This window comes from Williamsia sp. CHRR-6, assembly GCF_018474015.1.
Taxonomy (GTDB): domain Bacteria; phylum Actinomycetota; class Actinomycetes; order Mycobacteriales; family Mycobacteriaceae; genus Williamsia_A.
The window spans coordinates 44,834-60,971 of sequence record NZ_JAHCSG010000008.1; the positions used below are offsets into that span (position 1 = coordinate 44,834).

Sequence of the window (16,138 nt, forward strand, 5' to 3'; positions counted from 1 at the left end):
CCCGCGGGCGCCTGCTCAGCGATAGATCGCGGTGTAGAGCTCGACGATCTCGGCGGCGTCGGGGATGCGGGGATTGTTGGCGGGTGATCCCGACGCCAAGGCCTGCTCGGCCATCACTTCCAGCTTGCCGGTCCACGTGGCCTCGTCGACGCCGTAGACCGCGGGCGTGGGGACCTCGACGTCGAGACACAGCTGGGTCAGTTCGGCGACCAGGGCGTGCGCGGCGACGTCATCGGAGGCCGACTCACCGACGATGCGCATCGCGCGGGCACAGTCGGCGTAGCGATCTGGCGCCGCATCGACGGAGAACCGGGTGACCGCGGGCAGCAGCATGGCGTTGGAAAGCCCATGCGCGACATGGAAATGTGCGCCGATCGGTCGACTCATGCCGTGTACCAACGCAACCGAGGCGTTGGAGAAGGCCATCCCGGCCTGGGTGGAGGCGATCATCATCGCCGCGCGTGCGTCTCGGTCGGATCCGTCGGCGTACACCCGACGCAGCGCCCCGGCGATGGTGCGCATGGCGGTGAGAGCCAATCCGTCGCTGAAGGCGTTGGCCTTGCGGCTGACGTAGGCCTCGATGGCGTGGGTCAACGCGTCCACGCCGGTGTCGGCGGTCAGTCGGGCAGGCATCGACATGGTCAACTCGACGTCGATGATGGTGGCCACCGGCAGGAACGACAACCCGGGACACAACATCTTCTCATCGGTGGCACTGTCGGTGATGACGGTGAACTGGGTTGCCTCCGAACCAGATCCGGCGGTGGTGGGGATGGCGATGATGGGAAGAGCCGGTCCGGCGTAGGGGCCGGGCGCCCGGTAGTCGCCCATGGTGCCGCCGTTGGCGTGCAACACCGACAACGCCTTAGCGGTGTCCATCGGACTGCCACCGCCCAACCCGATCACCGCATCAGCGTCCGCGGCCGCCACCGCGGCCACCCCGGCAACCAGCGAGTCGGTGGTGGGGTCGGGGACGGTGCCGTCGAAGAGAGTCGGGGTGGTGCCCGCAGCGCGCAACAGGCCCAGGACTCGCTCGGCCACGCCGGTCGTCACCATGAACTGGTCGGTGACGACGATCGGACGGCTGACGCCCAAGGTCGAGACCACCGCCCCGATCTCGTCGAGGGCGCCGGGACCGATGCGGGCAAAACGGGGGAGTGCGATGGAAGCAACCATGAACACACCGTGCCATGTCGGAGCGTCGGCGGTGGGCCGGTTGAGTCAGCCGGGTATCTGCTCGATCAGTTGCAGCGAGATGGCCATCAGGATCACCTGAATCCCGATGCCGACCAGCGGGATCCACCACGCTGTCCGGCGGCGGCCCAACCGCACCGCCACTGCGATGAGGACGGCCAACAGCACCACGCCCCCGCCGATGTCGGTGATGCCCAACGCCCAGGCGAGGTACTCGTAGCGGCAGGTCTGCGCTCCGCACGAGTCGGTGGCGAACGCCGAGAGGAACAGGCTGAGAAACCAGATCAGCCCCATCGCAGTGCCGTAGAGCATCGTCAGGACGATGGACACCACGAGGTCGGCCTGCCGACCGGCGGACTCCTTGACCTTCGGATGTGGCTGATATGGCTGCATCTGCGGGGCGGGCTGATGGGGCTGCATGGGGGAAATGTAGGACCCCCAGCCCGTCGGCAACAGCGCAGAACTACTCACGCCCAGAACTACTCAAGCCCAGTGCAGGGTGAGACGTGATGTCGCACCCGTCTTAAGAACCCGCGGTAGACGCCATCCGGGCCCGCATGGTCCGCGAACTCGCAGAAATCCATGTTCCCAAGGCTCAGATTGTTCTCGATCGACCACATCTGCGAAGGAATCACCCGCACGGTGCGGCCGGGTTCATGGCCGGACTCGAGCGGACCAGTGTCGACCGCCAGGATCGGGTGCTCCGGGTCGCTGAAGGTGACCAGGTCGGCCAAGAACACGTAGTAGGGCGGAGGCGGCCCAACCTCGGCCACGAAACTCTCCGGAGTGGTTCCATGCCATGCCTTGTCGTCGATTGCGATGAAGTTGGCGGTGAACTCGTCGGATGTCTGCGGTGCCTGGGCATCGATCACCAGCTGCTGCCAGGCGTGGTCGTCGCTGAAGTCGGTACGGATGAGAACAGACCCGTCGGGCAGAGGTGGCTTCGGCATGGTTCGGTTTTCAATCGTCGTCGGGGATGGTGTTCAGGGCTCGTGGCGGTGGCCGGGACCGTTGCGCTGTCAGTGGTGCAGCAGCATCCCGGCGGCTGCGGTGTCGACCACGACGGTGGCGTGGGGATGGGCCTGTAGCACCGAAGCTGGGCATGCCGGGGACACCGGTCCTGCCACGGCGTCGGCGATCGCTCGGGCCTTGTGTGTGCCGGTGGCCACCAGCAGCAGATGCGCGGCCGAGGAGATGGTGGCCAATCCTTGGGTGATCACCAGGCGTGGAACGTCATCGGGGTGATCGAAGAACCGGGCGTTGTCGGCCCTGGTCTGTTCGGTGAGCGTCGCCGGCCGCGTCCGGGAGGTCAGTGGCGATGATGGCTCGTTGAACGCGATGTGCCCGTTGGCGCCGATGCCGAGGATCTGCAGATCCACCCCACCGATCGCGCACAATTCGGCGTCATAGGCCTGCGCGGCCTGCGCCGGATCGGCGGCGGTGCCGTCGGGGCCGTGCACCGCGTCGATGTCTATGTGGTCGGTGAACTCGTCGCGGATAACCTGAGCGTACGACTGCGGGTGCCCCGCAGGCAGGCCAACGTATTCGTCCAGCAGATAGGCCTGTGTGCCGGCGAACGACACCCGCCCGGCTCGATGTCGCGCGATCAGCTCTCGGTAGGCGGGCAGCGGCGACGAACCGGTGGCCAACCCGAGGTACCGTATCCCCGAATCAACTGCCTCGCAGACGATGTCGGCCATCACCACCCCGGCCTCGGCTGGGTCGTCGACGGTGATCAGGTCCATCAGTCGACCCAGCTGCCGTGGTTCATCACCGCGCGCACCGACATGGGCGCGGCGGCCGACGGGTCGACCCCGTCGAGCACGAGCAGGTCGGCGCGCATCCCGGCGCGTAGGTCACCGACTCCGGCGTCGACCCCCAAGAGTCGGGCGGGCGTGTGCGTGGCGGCGACCACTGCGGCCTGCAACGGGACGCCGGCGTGAGTCACTGTGCGCGCCAACACATCGGCCAGCGTGCTGGTGCTGCCGGCCAGCGAGCCGACTTGTTCGTCGTCGGCGTACAGGCGGGCCACGCCCTCGACCACGTCGACGTCCTGCGGACCCAGACGGTATCGGCCGTCGGCCATCCCGGTGGCCACCATCGCGTCGCTGATGAGTGTGATCCGGTGTGGCCCAAGGAGGTCGAAGATCATCGCGACAGTTCCGTCGGCCAGATGGACACCGTCGGCGATCAACTCCGCCACCAGTTCGCCCCGACCTGCCGCGGCCAGACACGCACCCGCCAGACCCGGCTCCCGATGGTGCAGCGGTGCCATCCCGTTGAACAGGTGGGTGGCCAGCAGTGGGCGTTCGGCCGAACGGGCAATGGACTCGGCGGCAACGGAATACGACGCGTCGGAGTGCCCTAGACCCACCATCACGCCGTGGTCGCGGGCGACGTCGACCAGCTCGCCGAACCGCGCGGTCTCCGGCGCCAGCGTCACCGCCGCCACCGTCCCGCGGCCCGCCGAGAGCAGGCGATCGAGGATGGCGGGATCACCGTCGATGATGTGTCGCGGGTCTTGGGCACCGCAGCGGGCGACGGCCAGGAACGGACCTTCCAGATGGATCCCGCTGATCACCCCCGACTCCGCCAGCTCGGCCAGCTCACGTATCTGACGGTCGATGTCGGCCACCGGCGCCGACACGAGGCTGGCCAGCACCGAGGTGCTGCCTGCGCGGCGATGGAAGTCGGCTGCGGCAGCACAGCCGGGACCGTCGGACTCGGGGAAACCCCAGCCGCCACCCCCGTGGCAGTGCACGTCGATCAGTCCGGGCACAATGGCCTGATCACTCGGAAGTGCCTGCGGGGGTGTGGTTTCCGGCCATTGATCGACCGGACCGACCCACGCGATCGAGCCGTTGGCGACGGCGACGATCCCGTCATCGACGCAGACGCTCGCCGACACCAGTCGGCCGCGCAGGATGTGGTCGAAGCGTCGGGTCATGGTGTGTTGGGTCATGGTGTGTCGGCGGCAGCGGGAGGAAGCTCGGAGCTGTCCTCCTCGCGGCCGGGGGTGCGCAGGTTCCAGCGACGGATGACGAATCGGAACAGCACGTAGTAGACGACGGCGTATCCCAACCCGATCACGATGAGCAGCAACGGGTGTTCGGCTTTACCGAAGTTGAGCAGATAGTCGAAGAATCCGGCTGAGAACGTGAACCCGTCGCGGATGCCGAGTGCATTGCACAGCGCCAGAGAGCTTCCGGTCAGCACCGCGTGCACCAGATACAGCGGCCAGGCGACGAACACGAACGAAAACTCCAGTGGCTCAGTGATGCCGGTGAGGAACGAGGTGAGCCCGACCGACAGCATCAGCCCGCCGACCACCTTGCGCTGCGCAGGCTTGGCCTCGTGCCAGATGGCAAGGGCCGCAGCGGGAAGTCCGAACATCATGATCGGGAAGAAGCCGGTCATGAACACTCCGGCATTCGGGTCGCCGGCGAAGAAGCGGGTCAGGTCGCCGTGGGTGCCGTTGTAGTCGCCCACCACGAACCACACCACCGAGTTGAGGATGTGATGCAGGCCCAGCGGAATGAGCAGCCGGTTGAAGAAGCCGTAGATGCCGCCGCCGACCACGCTGTTCTCGTTGACCTGATTGCCGACCCAGTTGAGACCCGAGTGGAACGGGGCGTAGGCGAGGCTGAGCGCGACCCCGACGAACAACATGGTCAGCGCGGTGAGGATGGGCACCAGTCGGCGCCCGGAGAAGAATCCGAGATAGGGCGGCAAGGCAGTGCGGTGGAACCGTTGCCACAGCATGGCGGTGCCCAGGCCGACGACCACACCGCCGAGCACGCCGTAATCGACAAGGGACTGTTGGCCTTTGGAGTCGAGATCGCCTTTGAGGACGATGGGCGACATCGCCTTGAACACCCCGGCCAACACGATGTAGCCGACCACGGCGGCCAGCGCCGTGGAGCCGTCGGATTTCTTGGCCCAGCCGATGGCGATACCCACGGCGAACAACAGCGGCAGGTTGTCGAAGAGGGCGCCACCGGCGGCCGAGATGACACTGGCGGTGTCCTTGAAGGTGGAGAACCGGCCCAGCATGTCGTCCTGGCCGATGCGGAGCAGTAGGCCGGACGCGGGCAGCGCCGCGATCGGCAGCATCAGGCTGCGCCCGAGTCGTTGTGCAGCAACCAGGCTGGAGTTCTTCAGCGCCGAGGCGCGGTCAGCGGAGGTGGTCATCTCGGGGCCTTTGCTCGGTGAGGGTGACGGATTCGAACATCACGACGTGCGGCGAGGTTATAACCAGTTAGCATGGTTTTGCCCGACCGACTTGTCAACACATCCGAAGTGAGGAACCACCGTGTCGAAGGCTCAGGACATACTCGCCGCGCTCGGGGGTGCGAGCAACGTCGTCGAGATCGAAGGGTGCATCACCCGGCTTCGTACCGAGGTGGCCGACGCGGGCAAGGTCGACCACGCGGCGTTGAAGAAGGCAGGGGCGCACGGGGTGATCGCCGCCGGCTCGGTCGTGCAGGTGGTGGTGGGTCCCGAGGCCGACATGTTGGCTGACGACATCAGCGATCTGCTGTGACGGGGTCGGCTGAGCCGGCGCTGTCGGTCCGGGCCCCGCTGGGTGGGACCGCGACTGCGCTTGCGCAGGTTCCCGATCCGGTGTTCGCGACCGAGATGGTCGGGTCAGGTCGGGCCATCGAACCGGCGGTCGGGCTCGGGCCGGTGGAGGTCGTGGCCCCGGTGTCAGGTCGCCTGGTGAAGGTGCACCCCCATGCGTTCGTCATCCTCACCGAATCCGGTGTCGGGGTGTTGGTGCATCTGGGAATCGACACCGTGCGACTGGGTGGGTCCGGATTCACCGTGCACACCGCGGACGCGACTCACGTCGAGGTGGGCTGTCCGATGATCACCTGGGATCCCGATGCGGTTCGCGCGCAGGGCTATTGCGCCTCGTGCCCGGTGGTGGTGATGGATTCCGCGCCCGGTCAGGTGCGTTCGGAACCACCGGTCGAGATCGCCCGCGGTGCAGAGTTGTTCGCCTGGGCCCCCACCGCGCGCGGTCGCCTCGCCTGAGTCAGGCGTCCTCGCGCAGCTCCATGTGTAATTCGTAGCGATCGGCCCGATACCACGAGCAGGTGTGCTCCAGTGGTTGTTCGCCGTGACGTCCGATGCGGTCGAACGCGAGAACTGGTGCACCGGTGGCTATCCCGAGCATCGTCGCGATCCACTCGGGTGCTTCGCGAGCTGCCACGGTCTGCTCGGCCCGGTCGATGGGTGTGCCGAACCGGTGCGAAAGCGTCTCGTAGATCGAGGCGCTGAGGTCGGTGTCGACGAGGTCGGGCAGGTGCGGCCCGTGGTACCAGGCGTCGTCGACCGATATCGGTTGGCCGTCGGCAATGCGCAAGCGCACGATGTGATGGCCGGGGTCGCTGGCGCGCAGGCCCAGCGCCACCGCGGTTCGCGGGGGTGGCGGACAGGTCTCGACGCGGATGACCACCGTGGTCGGGTTGAGGCCCTGGCGGCGCATGTCTTCATGGAACGAGGCGAGGTGCAACCGGGATCGGACCTGTCGCTCGGCGACGTAGGTGCCCTTACCGCGTACCCGCACCAGCATGCCGTCGTTCACCAGTTGTCCGATCGCGTCTCGCACGGTGATGCGGCTGACCCCGAAGTCCACACACAGCTGGCGTTCGCTGGGCAACATGTCGCCGGGCGCGAGGTCGTCGGTACACATCCGCTCGAGATGGGCGCGCACCTGCTCATGCTTGGGGACCATGCTGTTGACGATGGTGGATTCGGACACGTCACCCATCCCGGTCTGCGGCGTACGCCCGGTGCGCACTGACTCAGATGGTACCTGTGGTCATTACCAGTTCAGGTCAGCTGAGGGGGCCCGGCGTCGGGAGAGGCTGCGAGGTGCCTCGGCGTCGGAATCGTGAGTCCGCGACACGCGCCGCAATGACAGTCAACTTCCGTTACTTCTGTCACTCTGTTCACTGGTAGTCCAAGCGATCACCCGTATCCGGGTCGACGATGCCCCGGCGGAAAGGAAGCGTGATCATGTCCGCGAGCCTGCCTTCAGAGAACCCCCATTCCACCTCGGTGCGCGTCTGGCGGGTGGTGGCGATGATCGCCCCGCTCGTCGGGCTGGTGATCGGCATGCTGCTGGTCGTCGGCTCGGTCTAGCCAGCTCGGTCCAGCCGGCTCGCCCGACCGGTCGGATCACATCCCGATCGGCGGATGGCCGAGGTTGATCACCGCACCACATGGATCGGTGATCGAAGCCAGGGTCCCGTACGGGGTGACCTCCGGCGCCATCAGCACCGATCCACCCAGCGCGGTGGCTGCGGCCACGGTCGCGGCCACATCGTCGACCGTGACGTACACCGACCAGTGTGACGGGGTTCCGGCTGGCAGCAGGTCGCCTGCCGCCATGATCCCGCCGTAGCTCACATCGCCGAACATCAACTGCGAGTAATGATCTGGGCCCTCTTTCTCCGGGTCACCACCGGTGCCGATCTCCAGCAGTCGGGTGTCGACGACCTTCGGGTAGAACGCCGTCGAGGCCGCGTAGTCGTGACTCATGCACTCGAACCAGTACGGCGCGCCGTGCACGCCCCACTCGGTGAAACCGGCGTGTGTGTTCGGCTGCCAGAAGCCGATGCTCGCCCCGGCCGGGTCGGTGACCACCGCCATCGTCCCCTCCTCGCCCACTGTCATCGGCGGTGTCACGGCGGTGGCCCCGGCCGCCTCGGCGGCTGCCACCGATGCGGCGGCGTCGGTGGTGTGCAGGTACACCGCCCACGTGTTCGCCGGCGCGCCGGATTCGGGCCAGTAGGGGCTCAGGCCCGCCACGCGGCGTCCGTGCAGCGTGAAGTTCTGGTATCCGCCGAACTCCTCGCGCGGCGGTTCGCAGTCCCACCCGAAGAGCTGGCCGTAGAACGCGGTGACTCGGGTGGTGTCGGTGCTCATCAGGTCGAACCAGATCGGGGCACCGGCAGGTGCGGTGTAGTCGGTCATGATCAGTGATCCTCTCGGCGAATCCGGTGTTGTCGAGAAGGTAGACCGCCGCAGCGGCCAAAGTTCATCGATCGGCCGCGAACCTGATCAATCGGCCAGCGCGCTGGGTGCCGGTTGGGGGACCTGGAACCGATAGCCCTGAGCCAGGGGACAGTTCAATGCGTTGAGCGAGTGGACCTGGGCGTCGGTCTCGATGCCCTCGGCGATGACCAGCAGGTGGTTGGCCTCGGCGTGTTCGACCAGCCCGGTCAGCAGGTGGTCGACCATCGGGGTGCCGAGCCCGGCGGTGAGGGATGCATCGATCTTGAATCCGTCGATGGGCCAGTTGATCATTCGGCTCAGCGACGACCATCCACGTCCCAGATCGTCGATGACCACCTGAGCCCCGGTCTCGCGCAGCCGGGTGATCGACGCCGCAGCCGATGCATCGTCGAGCGTGGCCGATTCGATCAACTCCACCCGGATCAGTTCGGTGGGAAACGGCGAGGACGTGATGGCCTCGATGAGCATGTCCAGCCGATACCGGCGTTCCAGGTGAGCTCCGTCGACGTTGACGTGCAGCGGCGAGGTGCGATTGTCGGGACAGGTCTGCATCATCATGGTCGCCGCCCGCGCCAACATGTCCAGGTCGAGGTCGAGCACGATGTCGGTGCTCGCGATGGCGGGCAGGAACTCCGCCGGCCCGACCAATCCATGATCGGGGTGCATCCACCGACTCAAGGCCTCGTAGCCGCGGATCTCCCGGGTGCGCGGGTCCACGATCGCTTGAAACCATGGGCTGATCTGGCCCGCGTCCATCGCCTCGAGCACATCGTCGACGGAATACCGCGCCGTCGACGCGGCCCGGTCGCGCTGTAGTTCCAGCTGCTCTTCGATCACGCGGCCGTACTTGCCCAGCACCGACATCTGAGTCTCGGTGAGCTCGTTGGGATTGGGATCGCCCAGACACAGGGTGCCGATGGCGGTGTGTTCACGACTGAACAGCGGGACTCCGGCGTAGCTGCGCAGGTCGCTGTCGAGCACCGGTTGGGCACATCGTCGGTCCACCGAGGCGTCAGTGGCGTCGGGGATCATGACGGGTTCACCGGAGTCGACGACCACGCTGCAGATGGTCTCGTCGCGGCCGCTGACACTTCCGACCCTGCCGTCGGGGGTGCCGTAGGAGGCCAGCACGAACTGCTGGCGGTCGTCGAGGATGTGCACGGCGGCGATCGGGTAGCCCAGTGCGTTGGCAGCAAGCTCCAACGTGGAGGTCAGGACCGGGCTGACGCGGGTCAGCGCCGTGTAGTTGCCTGCCGGTCCGCCCCGTGATTCCGGGCGGTTGAGGGTCACATCCTTGTCGTATCACGATTCGAGGGTGTGAATCGCGTCTTGCGATCCACTGCCGGGCTGGTGTCGAGGTCAGCCGACGGATGGGTGGGGAATAATCACACTTTCCAGACACGGCGAAGGAGCAGGTCGATCATGGTCGGATCTGATGCGGTCGGTTCGGATGCGGCCGATGCTCAGCTGGCTGCCGAACTCGCCACCGACGCCGGCCACCTGCTGGTGGAACTGCGCGCAGGCGGTGCGGTCGTCGGTGACGAGCTGGGCCGCCTGGGTGACCAGCGAGCCAACGACCTGCTGCTCGCGCGGCTCGCGGCGCAACGCCCCGACGACTCGGTGCTTTCGGAGGAATCGGTGGATGACCGCTCCCGGTTGAATGCCGACCGGGTGTGGATCATCGACCCGCTGGACGGCACTCGCGAATATCAGCGACCCGGTCGCCGGGACTGGGCGGTGCATGTGGCGCTGTGGCGTCGCGGACTCGGACTGACCGTCGGCGCCGTCGCCCTACCTGCGCTCGGCGTCACCTACTGCAGTGCGTCGATGCCGCCCGGGGAGCCGCCGACTGGGACGCTGCCGATCGACGAGCTGCTACCGGCTGCGAACTCCCCTCGCCCACGGGTGGTCATCAGCTCCTCGCGACCAGTTCCCGAGGCCGCCGCCGTGGCCTCCGCGATCGGTGCGCAGGTGGTGCACCTGGGGTCGGCCGGGGCCAAGGCGATGGCGGTGGTGCGAGGCGAGGCGCAGGTGTACATCCACTCCGGCGGACAGTCCGAGTGGGACTCGGCCGCTCCGGTGGCCGTGGCGCTCGCGGTCGGCCTGTGGTGCAGCCGTGTCGACGGAACACCGTTGGAGTACAACCGATCTGATGTATACCTGCCTGATCTGCTGATCTGTCGTCCCGAGCTTGTCCCGCCGATCCTGGCCGCCATCACCTGACGACGAACGGGTGGCTGCGCGTTGCCGCACAGCCACCCGCTCATGGTGTCCGCCTCAGAAGCCGAAGTTGCCGGCGCCGCTTTCGTGGCTGGGGTCGTTGGCCTGGTAGTCGATGTGGGTGTCGGTCTGGGGGACGGGGTCGGTGAAGTTGTCGGTGCTGTAGTTGACGTGTCCGTCGCCGTCGGTGTCGGCGCGGGCGGTGTCGTAGTAGTGGTCGCCGTCGGTGTCGATGAGTTCGAGGTCGGCGCGGCCGTCGTTGTTGGTGTCGATGAATTTGTCGTCCCAGACGCCGTCGCCGTCGGTGTCGAGGGCGACGACGTCGACGCGGCCGTCGTGGTTGAGGTCCCAGGAGGCTTTGTCGGCTTGTCCGTCGCCGTCGGTGTCGGTGAGGACGACGTCGACGCGGCCGTCGTGGTCGGTGTCGATCTCCCAGAGCTGTTGGCCGTCACCGTTCTCACGGGTCTCGTGAGCCCGATCCTGCTGCGAGTCACGCTCGTCGCTCTTGTCCTCCGACCGGTTGTTCTCGGTCGAGCGGCTCGCGCTGCGGTCGTTGTCGTCGCGGTCGCTGTCGCGGGAGGACGAGTCCGAGCTGCTGTCGCGGGAGGACGAGTCCGAGTCGCTGTCCTTCGAGCTGCTCGACGAGCTCGACGTTCCGTCGATGTGCGGTGCCGCCTCGTCGATCGTGCTGGTCGAGTCCACCTTGCCGTCCTCGTTGGTGTCGAGACCCTTGGTGTCGTAGCGGCCGTCGCGATCTGTGTCGACCTCGTAGTAGTCGGCCTTGCCGTCGCTGTCGGAGTCGACAGCGCGGACGTCGGCGATGCCGTCACCGTCGGTGTCGACGTCGACGAGGTCGACCTTGCCGTCGCCGTCGGTGTCGGCCACCAGCGTCTCGTTGGTGCCGTCGTTGTCGTAGTCGGTTGCGGTCTCGTTGGTGCTCATCGGGGTTCTCCTGGGGTGCTCGGCATCTGGAGGATCTCAAGATGCGTGGTGGTTTCGTAGATCAGATGCGCCGAACCGGTCGGATGTTCCCGGCGGGCAGGGGGAAAATTCGGGTCTCAGAAGCCGAAGTTGCCGGCGCCGCTTTCGTGGCTGGGGTCGTTGGCCTGGTAGTCGATGTGGGTGTCGGTCTGGGGGACGGGGTCGGTGAAGTTGTCGGTGCTGTAGTTGACGTGTCCGTCGCCGTCGGTGTCGGCGCGGGCGGTGTCGTAGTAGTGGTCGCCGTCGGTGTCGATGAGTTCGAGGTCGGCGCGGCCGTCGTTGTTGGTGTCGATGAATTTGTCGTCCCAGACGCCGTCGCCGTCGGTGTCGAGGGCGACGACGTCGACGCGGCCGTCGTGGTTGAGGTCCCAGGAGGCTTTGTCGGCTTGTCCGTCGCCGTCGGTGTCGGTGAGGACGACGTCGTTGCGGCCGTCGTGGTCGGTGTCGATCTCCCAGAGCTGTTGGCCGTCACCGTTCTCACGCGTCGCGTGAATGCGCTCGTCGTTGTCCGCGTGCTCGGTCTTGTCGTTCGAGGTGGTGGTGCTGTTGTCGCTCGAGTTGCCGCTCATGGTCGTCTCCAGGTGTAGATGGTTGATCCGATCGATGTGGTCCAGGTCTGGACGCTCACACTACGTAGGATGCGGTCACGATGCCGGATGTTCCCGAAACATGTGAACGAGATGTTCGGCCAGGTCACGGGGTCAGCCCGAGCTCTTTGAGGACAGCCCGCGCGGGCGCCTGGTCTTTGAGGTCGTTTACCTCTAACACGAGCCCGGTGGTGCGGTTCGCGAAGGTCAAGGTCACTTCCGACGTCCCGTCGATCTCGGCGCTACTGCTGGCGTCGGGTCCTGAGACCGGGGTTTCCATGGACTCCGGAGGCAAGTTCCGCCACCTTCGAAGCCGCCAGTCTGAGGTCGAGGGAGGCGGCGACGCCTGGGCCGACGTTTGGGAACGAATTCCGATCTACCAAAAGTCTGACATCGACGAGGCTGGAGCACTGGATTTGTGCCACACCTCCTGATGACGTGCTCGGTTGACACATCTGGGTGGCTAGGCGCAGCTTTTCGGGTAGCGCGGCCAGTATCTGTTCGGCTGTTTCTGGCTGTGGGCTTGCGGAGCTGGGTGGCGCAGCGGTGGTGGTGGTCTTGTTGCCGCTCGGGGAGAACAGGACCACCGTGCCGACGATCACCGCGACGACGAGAACGGCAGCTGTGGCGAGGACGGTTGTCCGCCGAAACCATGGAGGGTGTGGTCATCGTCAGCTGTGTTCCTGGTCGGTGCGTGTGGGCGGACGCGCGAACTGTACCCGGCCCATCAGCCCCTGTCTCGTTCGGACGCACAGGGATTCTACGAGCGAGCACGGGAAAGACGCGTGGACTGCCGCGTGGCAGCTGAACTCCGCTGTTCGCGGAGACTCGGCCGGAATATCGACGTGCCGTACGTCCGACAAGCGGGGTGGTCGCGACGACGGGTATAGTGCTCGCAGCCTGCACACCACAAGGAGTACATCTAATGCCACTGCCTAAAATGTATGTGTCATTTTTGGTCGGTGTGATCACAACGCTCTGTCTGGCGTCGTGTTCTTCTGGAGAGACCGGTACCGCGCGTTCTCAGCCATCATCGGGCACGCCGTCGGTCAACCTCGCAGCGTTGGACACCGGTTCCTTCGCGACCTCTCCGCGAAGAGAATTCGGCACCGCTACCAAGACCGACATCAGTGATGTCGAGAGCCAACGAATGGCCGAGTTCGTGACTCTTCCGTTTGAGATCGACCCCACTTTCACTAGTGGGGGGCGCCCCATCGGAACGATCAGTGGAACGCCGCGATTGTTCGTCGACGGCGCGGCAAAGGGAGTCAAGGTCTTGACTGACAACTCGATCCTTGCCGCATTTTTCACTACTGCGCGGCGTCCAGGGTTCGACAACAACAATGGTCCTGCAAGCGTCACGCACGCGGTATTGAGGTTCCGTGATGCGGCCTCCGCAAGAACGGCGGCCCAGGGTCTCTTGCAGGAGGAGTTGTCAAGGCTCAAGGGGACCAAGCCGGACACGCCGCCAGAACTGCCGCAGTCTTTCGTTCTGTGGTCAGACACGGTGACCGAGGTGATCACCCCGCACGATGATTACGTCCTGATGGATCGGTTTTTTGCTCCGACTGATCAACACAAAGCGGCTTACGGTCTGGCCATCAAGTCGCTCTCACTGCAAAAACCCTTGATCGACAAATTCCCGAAGACCAGACCTGCGGTGAACGCAACTATCAAGATCGATCAGAACAAGATCCTTTTGTACGCGCTGGAAAGTCCCGACGCCTCAGGCAACGGTGGGCTCGCGCCCGCGGTGTACGGACCGCGTGGTACCGCACACGTTTCGATCGGACCGGCGCGCACCCTCCAGGTGCTCACGGATGCGGGCTCGACCCACAACGCGTATTGGCTGACACAGGTCTATCGGGCGGCTACCGCTGACAAGGCGTCGACATTGGTAGCGGAGTTCGGCAGGATCCTGATCGACGCAGGCTTCGCGCCCGCGGATCCTCCTAAAGGGCTCCCGATGGCGAAGTGTTTCTCGCGGGACGGAGACATAGGCAAAGGTGACGATTGTCTCGTTCAGGTTGGACGCTACGTCGGCGAGAGCGGCGACCAGGATGCAACGATAACCCGCCAGCAGATTTCTGCGCAGTACAAGATCCTTACCCAAGCCGACCAGAACGCTAACTGAGCTCCGCAACCGGAGTTCGGAAAATCGACCCAATCCGACAGTTCGGACCCCAGTGGTCCGCGTTCGAAGTTGTTGGGCGGTTCGCTTTCTTGAGGATCTGCTCTGCGGTGTTGGTCCAGGCGACCGGCTGGGCGCGAGGGGTCCAGCCGACCCCGCACCCTGGACCGGGACCGATTGATCACGGTGACCTTGACGCCGCACGAAGTGAGATCAACGCTCACACTGCGCTGGACGGGGTGTGCAGTTCTGCCGACATGTGACGTTCGGTCACGGGTTCAGCCCGAGCTCTGTGAGGACAGCTCGAGCCGACGCCTCGTCCTTGAGGCCGCCCACCGAGAAGGTCAATCCGGTGCTGCGGTTGGCGTAGTACACGGTGATGTAGCTGGTCCCCTGGATGGAGGATCCACTGTTGTCGTCGGAGCCTGGGGTATAGGTGCCGAAGATCCCGTCGGTCATGTCCTGGAGTCGTGTGCGGGTATTCGCGTCGTCGAGTGATGCCAGGACCGTGGGGCCTGAGCTCTCATCGAGAGTCCGGTTGGCGAACAAGCCGAGCGTGGCGCTCGATCCGCACTGGAGCTGAGCTACCTTGGCGATGCCAGTGGTGGACAACTGGCACCGGCGGGTGGCTAGGCGCAGTTTTTCGGGTAGTGCGGCCAGTATCTGTTCGGCGGTTGCTGACCGTGGGCTTGCCGAGCTGGGTGGCGGTGCAGCGGTGGTGGTCTTGTTGCCGCTCGAGGAGAACAGGACCACCGTGCCGACGGTCACCGCGACGACGAGTACGGCAGCTGTGGCGAGGACGGGTGTCCGCCGAAACCATGGCGTGGCGGTTGTCTCGGTCGCGGTAGTGCGGTTGGTGGCTGACCAGCGGTCGGTGGAGTCGGTGAACACCGGCGCGACGTTTGCCGGTCGGAAACGGCGAAGTGCTCCGCGAGCCACCACGGTTTTCGGGTCGTCGAGGGTGGCGACTGGTCCGATGGGTTGAAGTACCTCGTGTATCAGTGGGATTCGTGAACTGCCGCCGGTGAGGTAGAGGGCGTCGAGGGTACGCCCGGTCTGGTCGGCGTCGGCGAGTGTGGCTAGTAGCAGGTCGCGGCCGGACTCGACTGCGGGTCGGATGATCTCGTCGAATTCGCTTCTGGTGATCTGCAGTGTCTCCTGTTGGCCGGCCGCTGCCGCGGTGATGGTGGCCGATGGGGTGTCGGACAGCAGCTCTTTGGCCCGCTGGATGGATTCGTCGAGTGCGATCTGGGCGCTTGCGTGCTGGTCGGAGTTCAAGGCCGACAACAGTGCTGGGTTGCGGGCAGCGAGTTGGCCGTCCACCCAGCGTCGCACGGCGGCATCGAAGTTCTTGCCGCCCAGGGAGTTGTCGCCGCGCGCAGCGGTCACGTCGAAACTGCCGTCGGGTGCACTACGGAGTACTGCGACGTCGAGGGTGCCGCCGCCGAAGTCGAACACGCAGACCGTGGAATTGGCTGGAAGATGTTGTGCACCTGCGTAGTACGCGGCCGCGGCGCGCGGCTCGGAGATGGTTGAGATGGTGTCGGACGCGACGCCGGCCCGGGTTGTCGCCTCGATGAGTACGTTCACCTGGGCGGGTGTCCACGCTTCGGGGTGGGTGAGCACCACCGATGCCGGTGGTTGGCCGGCGTGTGCGTTGGTGGCGCGGGTGATCACCTGTCGCATCACCGCGGAGATCGGTAGCCACGTCGGTGCCGGGCTCCCGTCGATGATCACCGACGGCTGGCCGACCAGCCGCTTGGGTGAGGGGATGAAGTGCCATGGGTCGCGGTGGGCTTCGTTGGCGGCATGGTCGCCGACCGCGATGCGGTCGGGTCCGGTCATGTGGACACCCGAGGGCATCAGGTTGCCTGCATGCGACAGCGCCAGAGTCTCCACCGCGCCACTGACCGGGGCGGTGTGGGCGGCGGCGGTGTTCGAGGTACCGAAGTCGATGCTCAGGTGCCAGGGTGTGGTCATCGTCAGCTGTGTTCCTGGT

At 65.8% G+C, this 16,138-nt stretch carries 17 protein-coding genes; 4 read left to right on the forward strand and 13 right to left on the reverse strand.

The features are described from left to right. Positions 1 to 15: 15 nt before the first annotated feature. From KIK15_RS17385 to KIK15_RS17410, 6 genes are all read right to left on the reverse strand, one after another. A complete protein-coding gene (locus KIK15_RS17385; protein ID WP_214246006.1) occupies positions 16 to 1,176 on the reverse strand; it encodes an iron-containing alcohol dehydrogenase in 1,161 nt (386 codons plus the stop codon). A 45-nt stretch (positions 1,177 to 1,221) separates the two neighbouring features. Next, complete coding sequence (locus KIK15_RS17390) at positions 1,222 to 1,614, reverse strand: hypothetical protein (RefSeq protein ID WP_214246007.1); 393 nt, start codon at positions 1,612 to 1,614, stop codon at positions 1,222 to 1,224. Positions 1,615 to 1,673: 59 nt separating this feature from the next. Then, positions 1,674 to 2,144 carry a hypothetical protein gene (locus KIK15_RS17395; protein ID WP_214246008.1) on the reverse strand — a complete coding sequence of 157 codons (471 nt, stop codon included), beginning with the start codon at positions 2,142 to 2,144 and terminating at the stop codon, positions 1,674 to 1,676. Positions 2,145 to 2,213: 69 nt separating this feature from the next. Further along, positions 2,214 to 2,939: a glucosamine-6-phosphate deaminase gene (locus KIK15_RS17400; RefSeq protein ID WP_214246010.1), complete on the reverse strand. Its 726-nt coding sequence runs from the start codon at positions 2,937 to 2,939 to the stop codon at positions 2,214 to 2,216. After that, a complete protein-coding gene (locus tag KIK15_RS17405) occupies positions 2,939 to 4,156 on the reverse strand; it encodes an N-acetylglucosamine-6-phosphate deacetylase (RefSeq protein ID WP_250324910.1) in 1,218 nt (405 codons plus the stop codon). Before KIK15_RS17405 ends, KIK15_RS17400 begins: the two co-directional genes overlap by 1 nt. Beyond that, positions 4,153 to 5,385, reverse strand: a complete 1,233-nt coding sequence (locus KIK15_RS17410; RefSeq protein WP_214246011.1) for a PTS transporter subunit EIIC — start codon at positions 5,383 to 5,385, stop codon at positions 4,153 to 4,155. The genes KIK15_RS17405 and KIK15_RS17410 overlap by 4 nt, the downstream gene beginning before the upstream one ends. A gap of 121 nt (positions 5,386 to 5,506) precedes the next feature. On the opposite strand from KIK15_RS17410, the gene KIK15_RS17415 reads away from it, so the two are divergent. Together KIK15_RS17415 and KIK15_RS17420 are read left to right on the forward strand one after the other, a co-directional pair. Continuing rightward, positions 5,507 to 5,737: a glucose PTS transporter subunit EIIB gene (locus KIK15_RS17415; protein ID WP_214246013.1), complete on the forward strand. Its 231-nt coding sequence runs from the start codon at positions 5,507 to 5,509 to the stop codon at positions 5,735 to 5,737. After that, complete coding sequence (locus tag KIK15_RS17420; RefSeq protein ID WP_214246015.1) at positions 5,734 to 6,231, forward strand: PTS glucose transporter subunit IIA; 498 nt, start codon at positions 5,734 to 5,736, stop codon at positions 6,229 to 6,231. Before KIK15_RS17415 ends, KIK15_RS17420 begins: the two co-directional genes overlap by 4 nt. A gap of 1 nt (position 6,232) precedes the next feature. Here KIK15_RS17420 and KIK15_RS17425 read toward each other — a convergent pair whose 3' ends face one another. The 4 genes from KIK15_RS17425 to KIK15_RS17440 form a co-directional block, all read right to left on the reverse strand. Then, complete coding sequence (locus KIK15_RS17425) at positions 6,233 to 6,970, reverse strand: GntR family transcriptional regulator (RefSeq protein WP_214246087.1); 738 nt, start codon at positions 6,968 to 6,970, stop codon at positions 6,233 to 6,235. A gap of 181 nt (positions 6,971 to 7,151) precedes the next feature. After that, the gene (locus KIK15_RS17430) at positions 7,152 to 7,319 is read right to left on the reverse strand and encodes a hypothetical protein (RefSeq protein ID WP_214246017.1); all 168 of its coding nucleotides are present in this window, start codon (positions 7,317 to 7,319) and stop codon (positions 7,152 to 7,154) included. A 61-nt stretch (positions 7,320 to 7,380) separates the two neighbouring features. Further along, a complete protein-coding gene (locus KIK15_RS17435) occupies positions 7,381 to 8,178 on the reverse strand; it encodes a VOC family protein (RefSeq protein WP_214246019.1) in 798 nt (265 codons plus the stop codon). An 87-nt stretch (positions 8,179 to 8,265) separates the two neighbouring features. Then, positions 8,266 to 9,510, reverse strand: coding sequence for an EAL domain-containing protein (locus KIK15_RS17440; protein WP_214246021.1), 1,245 nt, complete (start codon positions 9,508 to 9,510; stop codon positions 8,266 to 8,268). A gap of 132 nt (positions 9,511 to 9,642) precedes the next feature. Here KIK15_RS17440 and KIK15_RS17445 point away from each other — a divergent pair, with 132 nt between their 5' ends. After that, positions 9,643 to 10,443 carry a 3'(2'),5'-bisphosphate nucleotidase CysQ gene (locus KIK15_RS17445; RefSeq protein WP_214246023.1) on the forward strand — a complete coding sequence of 267 codons (801 nt, stop codon included), beginning with the start codon at positions 9,643 to 9,645 and terminating at the stop codon, positions 10,441 to 10,443. Positions 10,444 to 10,497: 54 nt separating this feature from the next. On the opposite strand, the gene KIK15_RS17450 is transcribed toward KIK15_RS17445, so the two are convergent. Together KIK15_RS17450 and KIK15_RS18495 are read right to left on the reverse strand one after the other, a co-directional pair. Then, a complete protein-coding gene (locus KIK15_RS17450; protein WP_214246025.1) occupies positions 10,498 to 11,382 on the reverse strand; it encodes a hypothetical protein in 885 nt (294 codons plus the stop codon). Positions 11,383 to 11,498: 116 nt separating this feature from the next. Beyond that, entirely contained in the window at positions 11,499 to 11,990 is a 492-nt protein-coding gene (locus tag KIK15_RS18495; RefSeq protein WP_250324911.1) for a hypothetical protein, read from the reverse strand. A gap of 943 nt (positions 11,991 to 12,933) precedes the next feature. On the opposite strand from KIK15_RS18495, the gene KIK15_RS17460 reads away from it, so the two are divergent. Beyond that, entirely contained in the window at positions 12,934 to 14,142 is a 1,209-nt protein-coding gene (locus tag KIK15_RS17460; protein WP_214246027.1) for a hypothetical protein, read from the forward strand. A 267-nt stretch (positions 14,143 to 14,409) separates the two neighbouring features. Here KIK15_RS17460 and KIK15_RS17465 read toward each other — a convergent pair whose 3' ends face one another. Further along, complete coding sequence (locus KIK15_RS17465) at positions 14,410 to 16,119, reverse strand: Hsp70 family protein (protein WP_214246029.1); 1,710 nt, start codon at positions 16,117 to 16,119, stop codon at positions 14,410 to 14,412. Between the last annotated feature and the right edge of the window lie 19 nt (positions 16,120 to 16,138).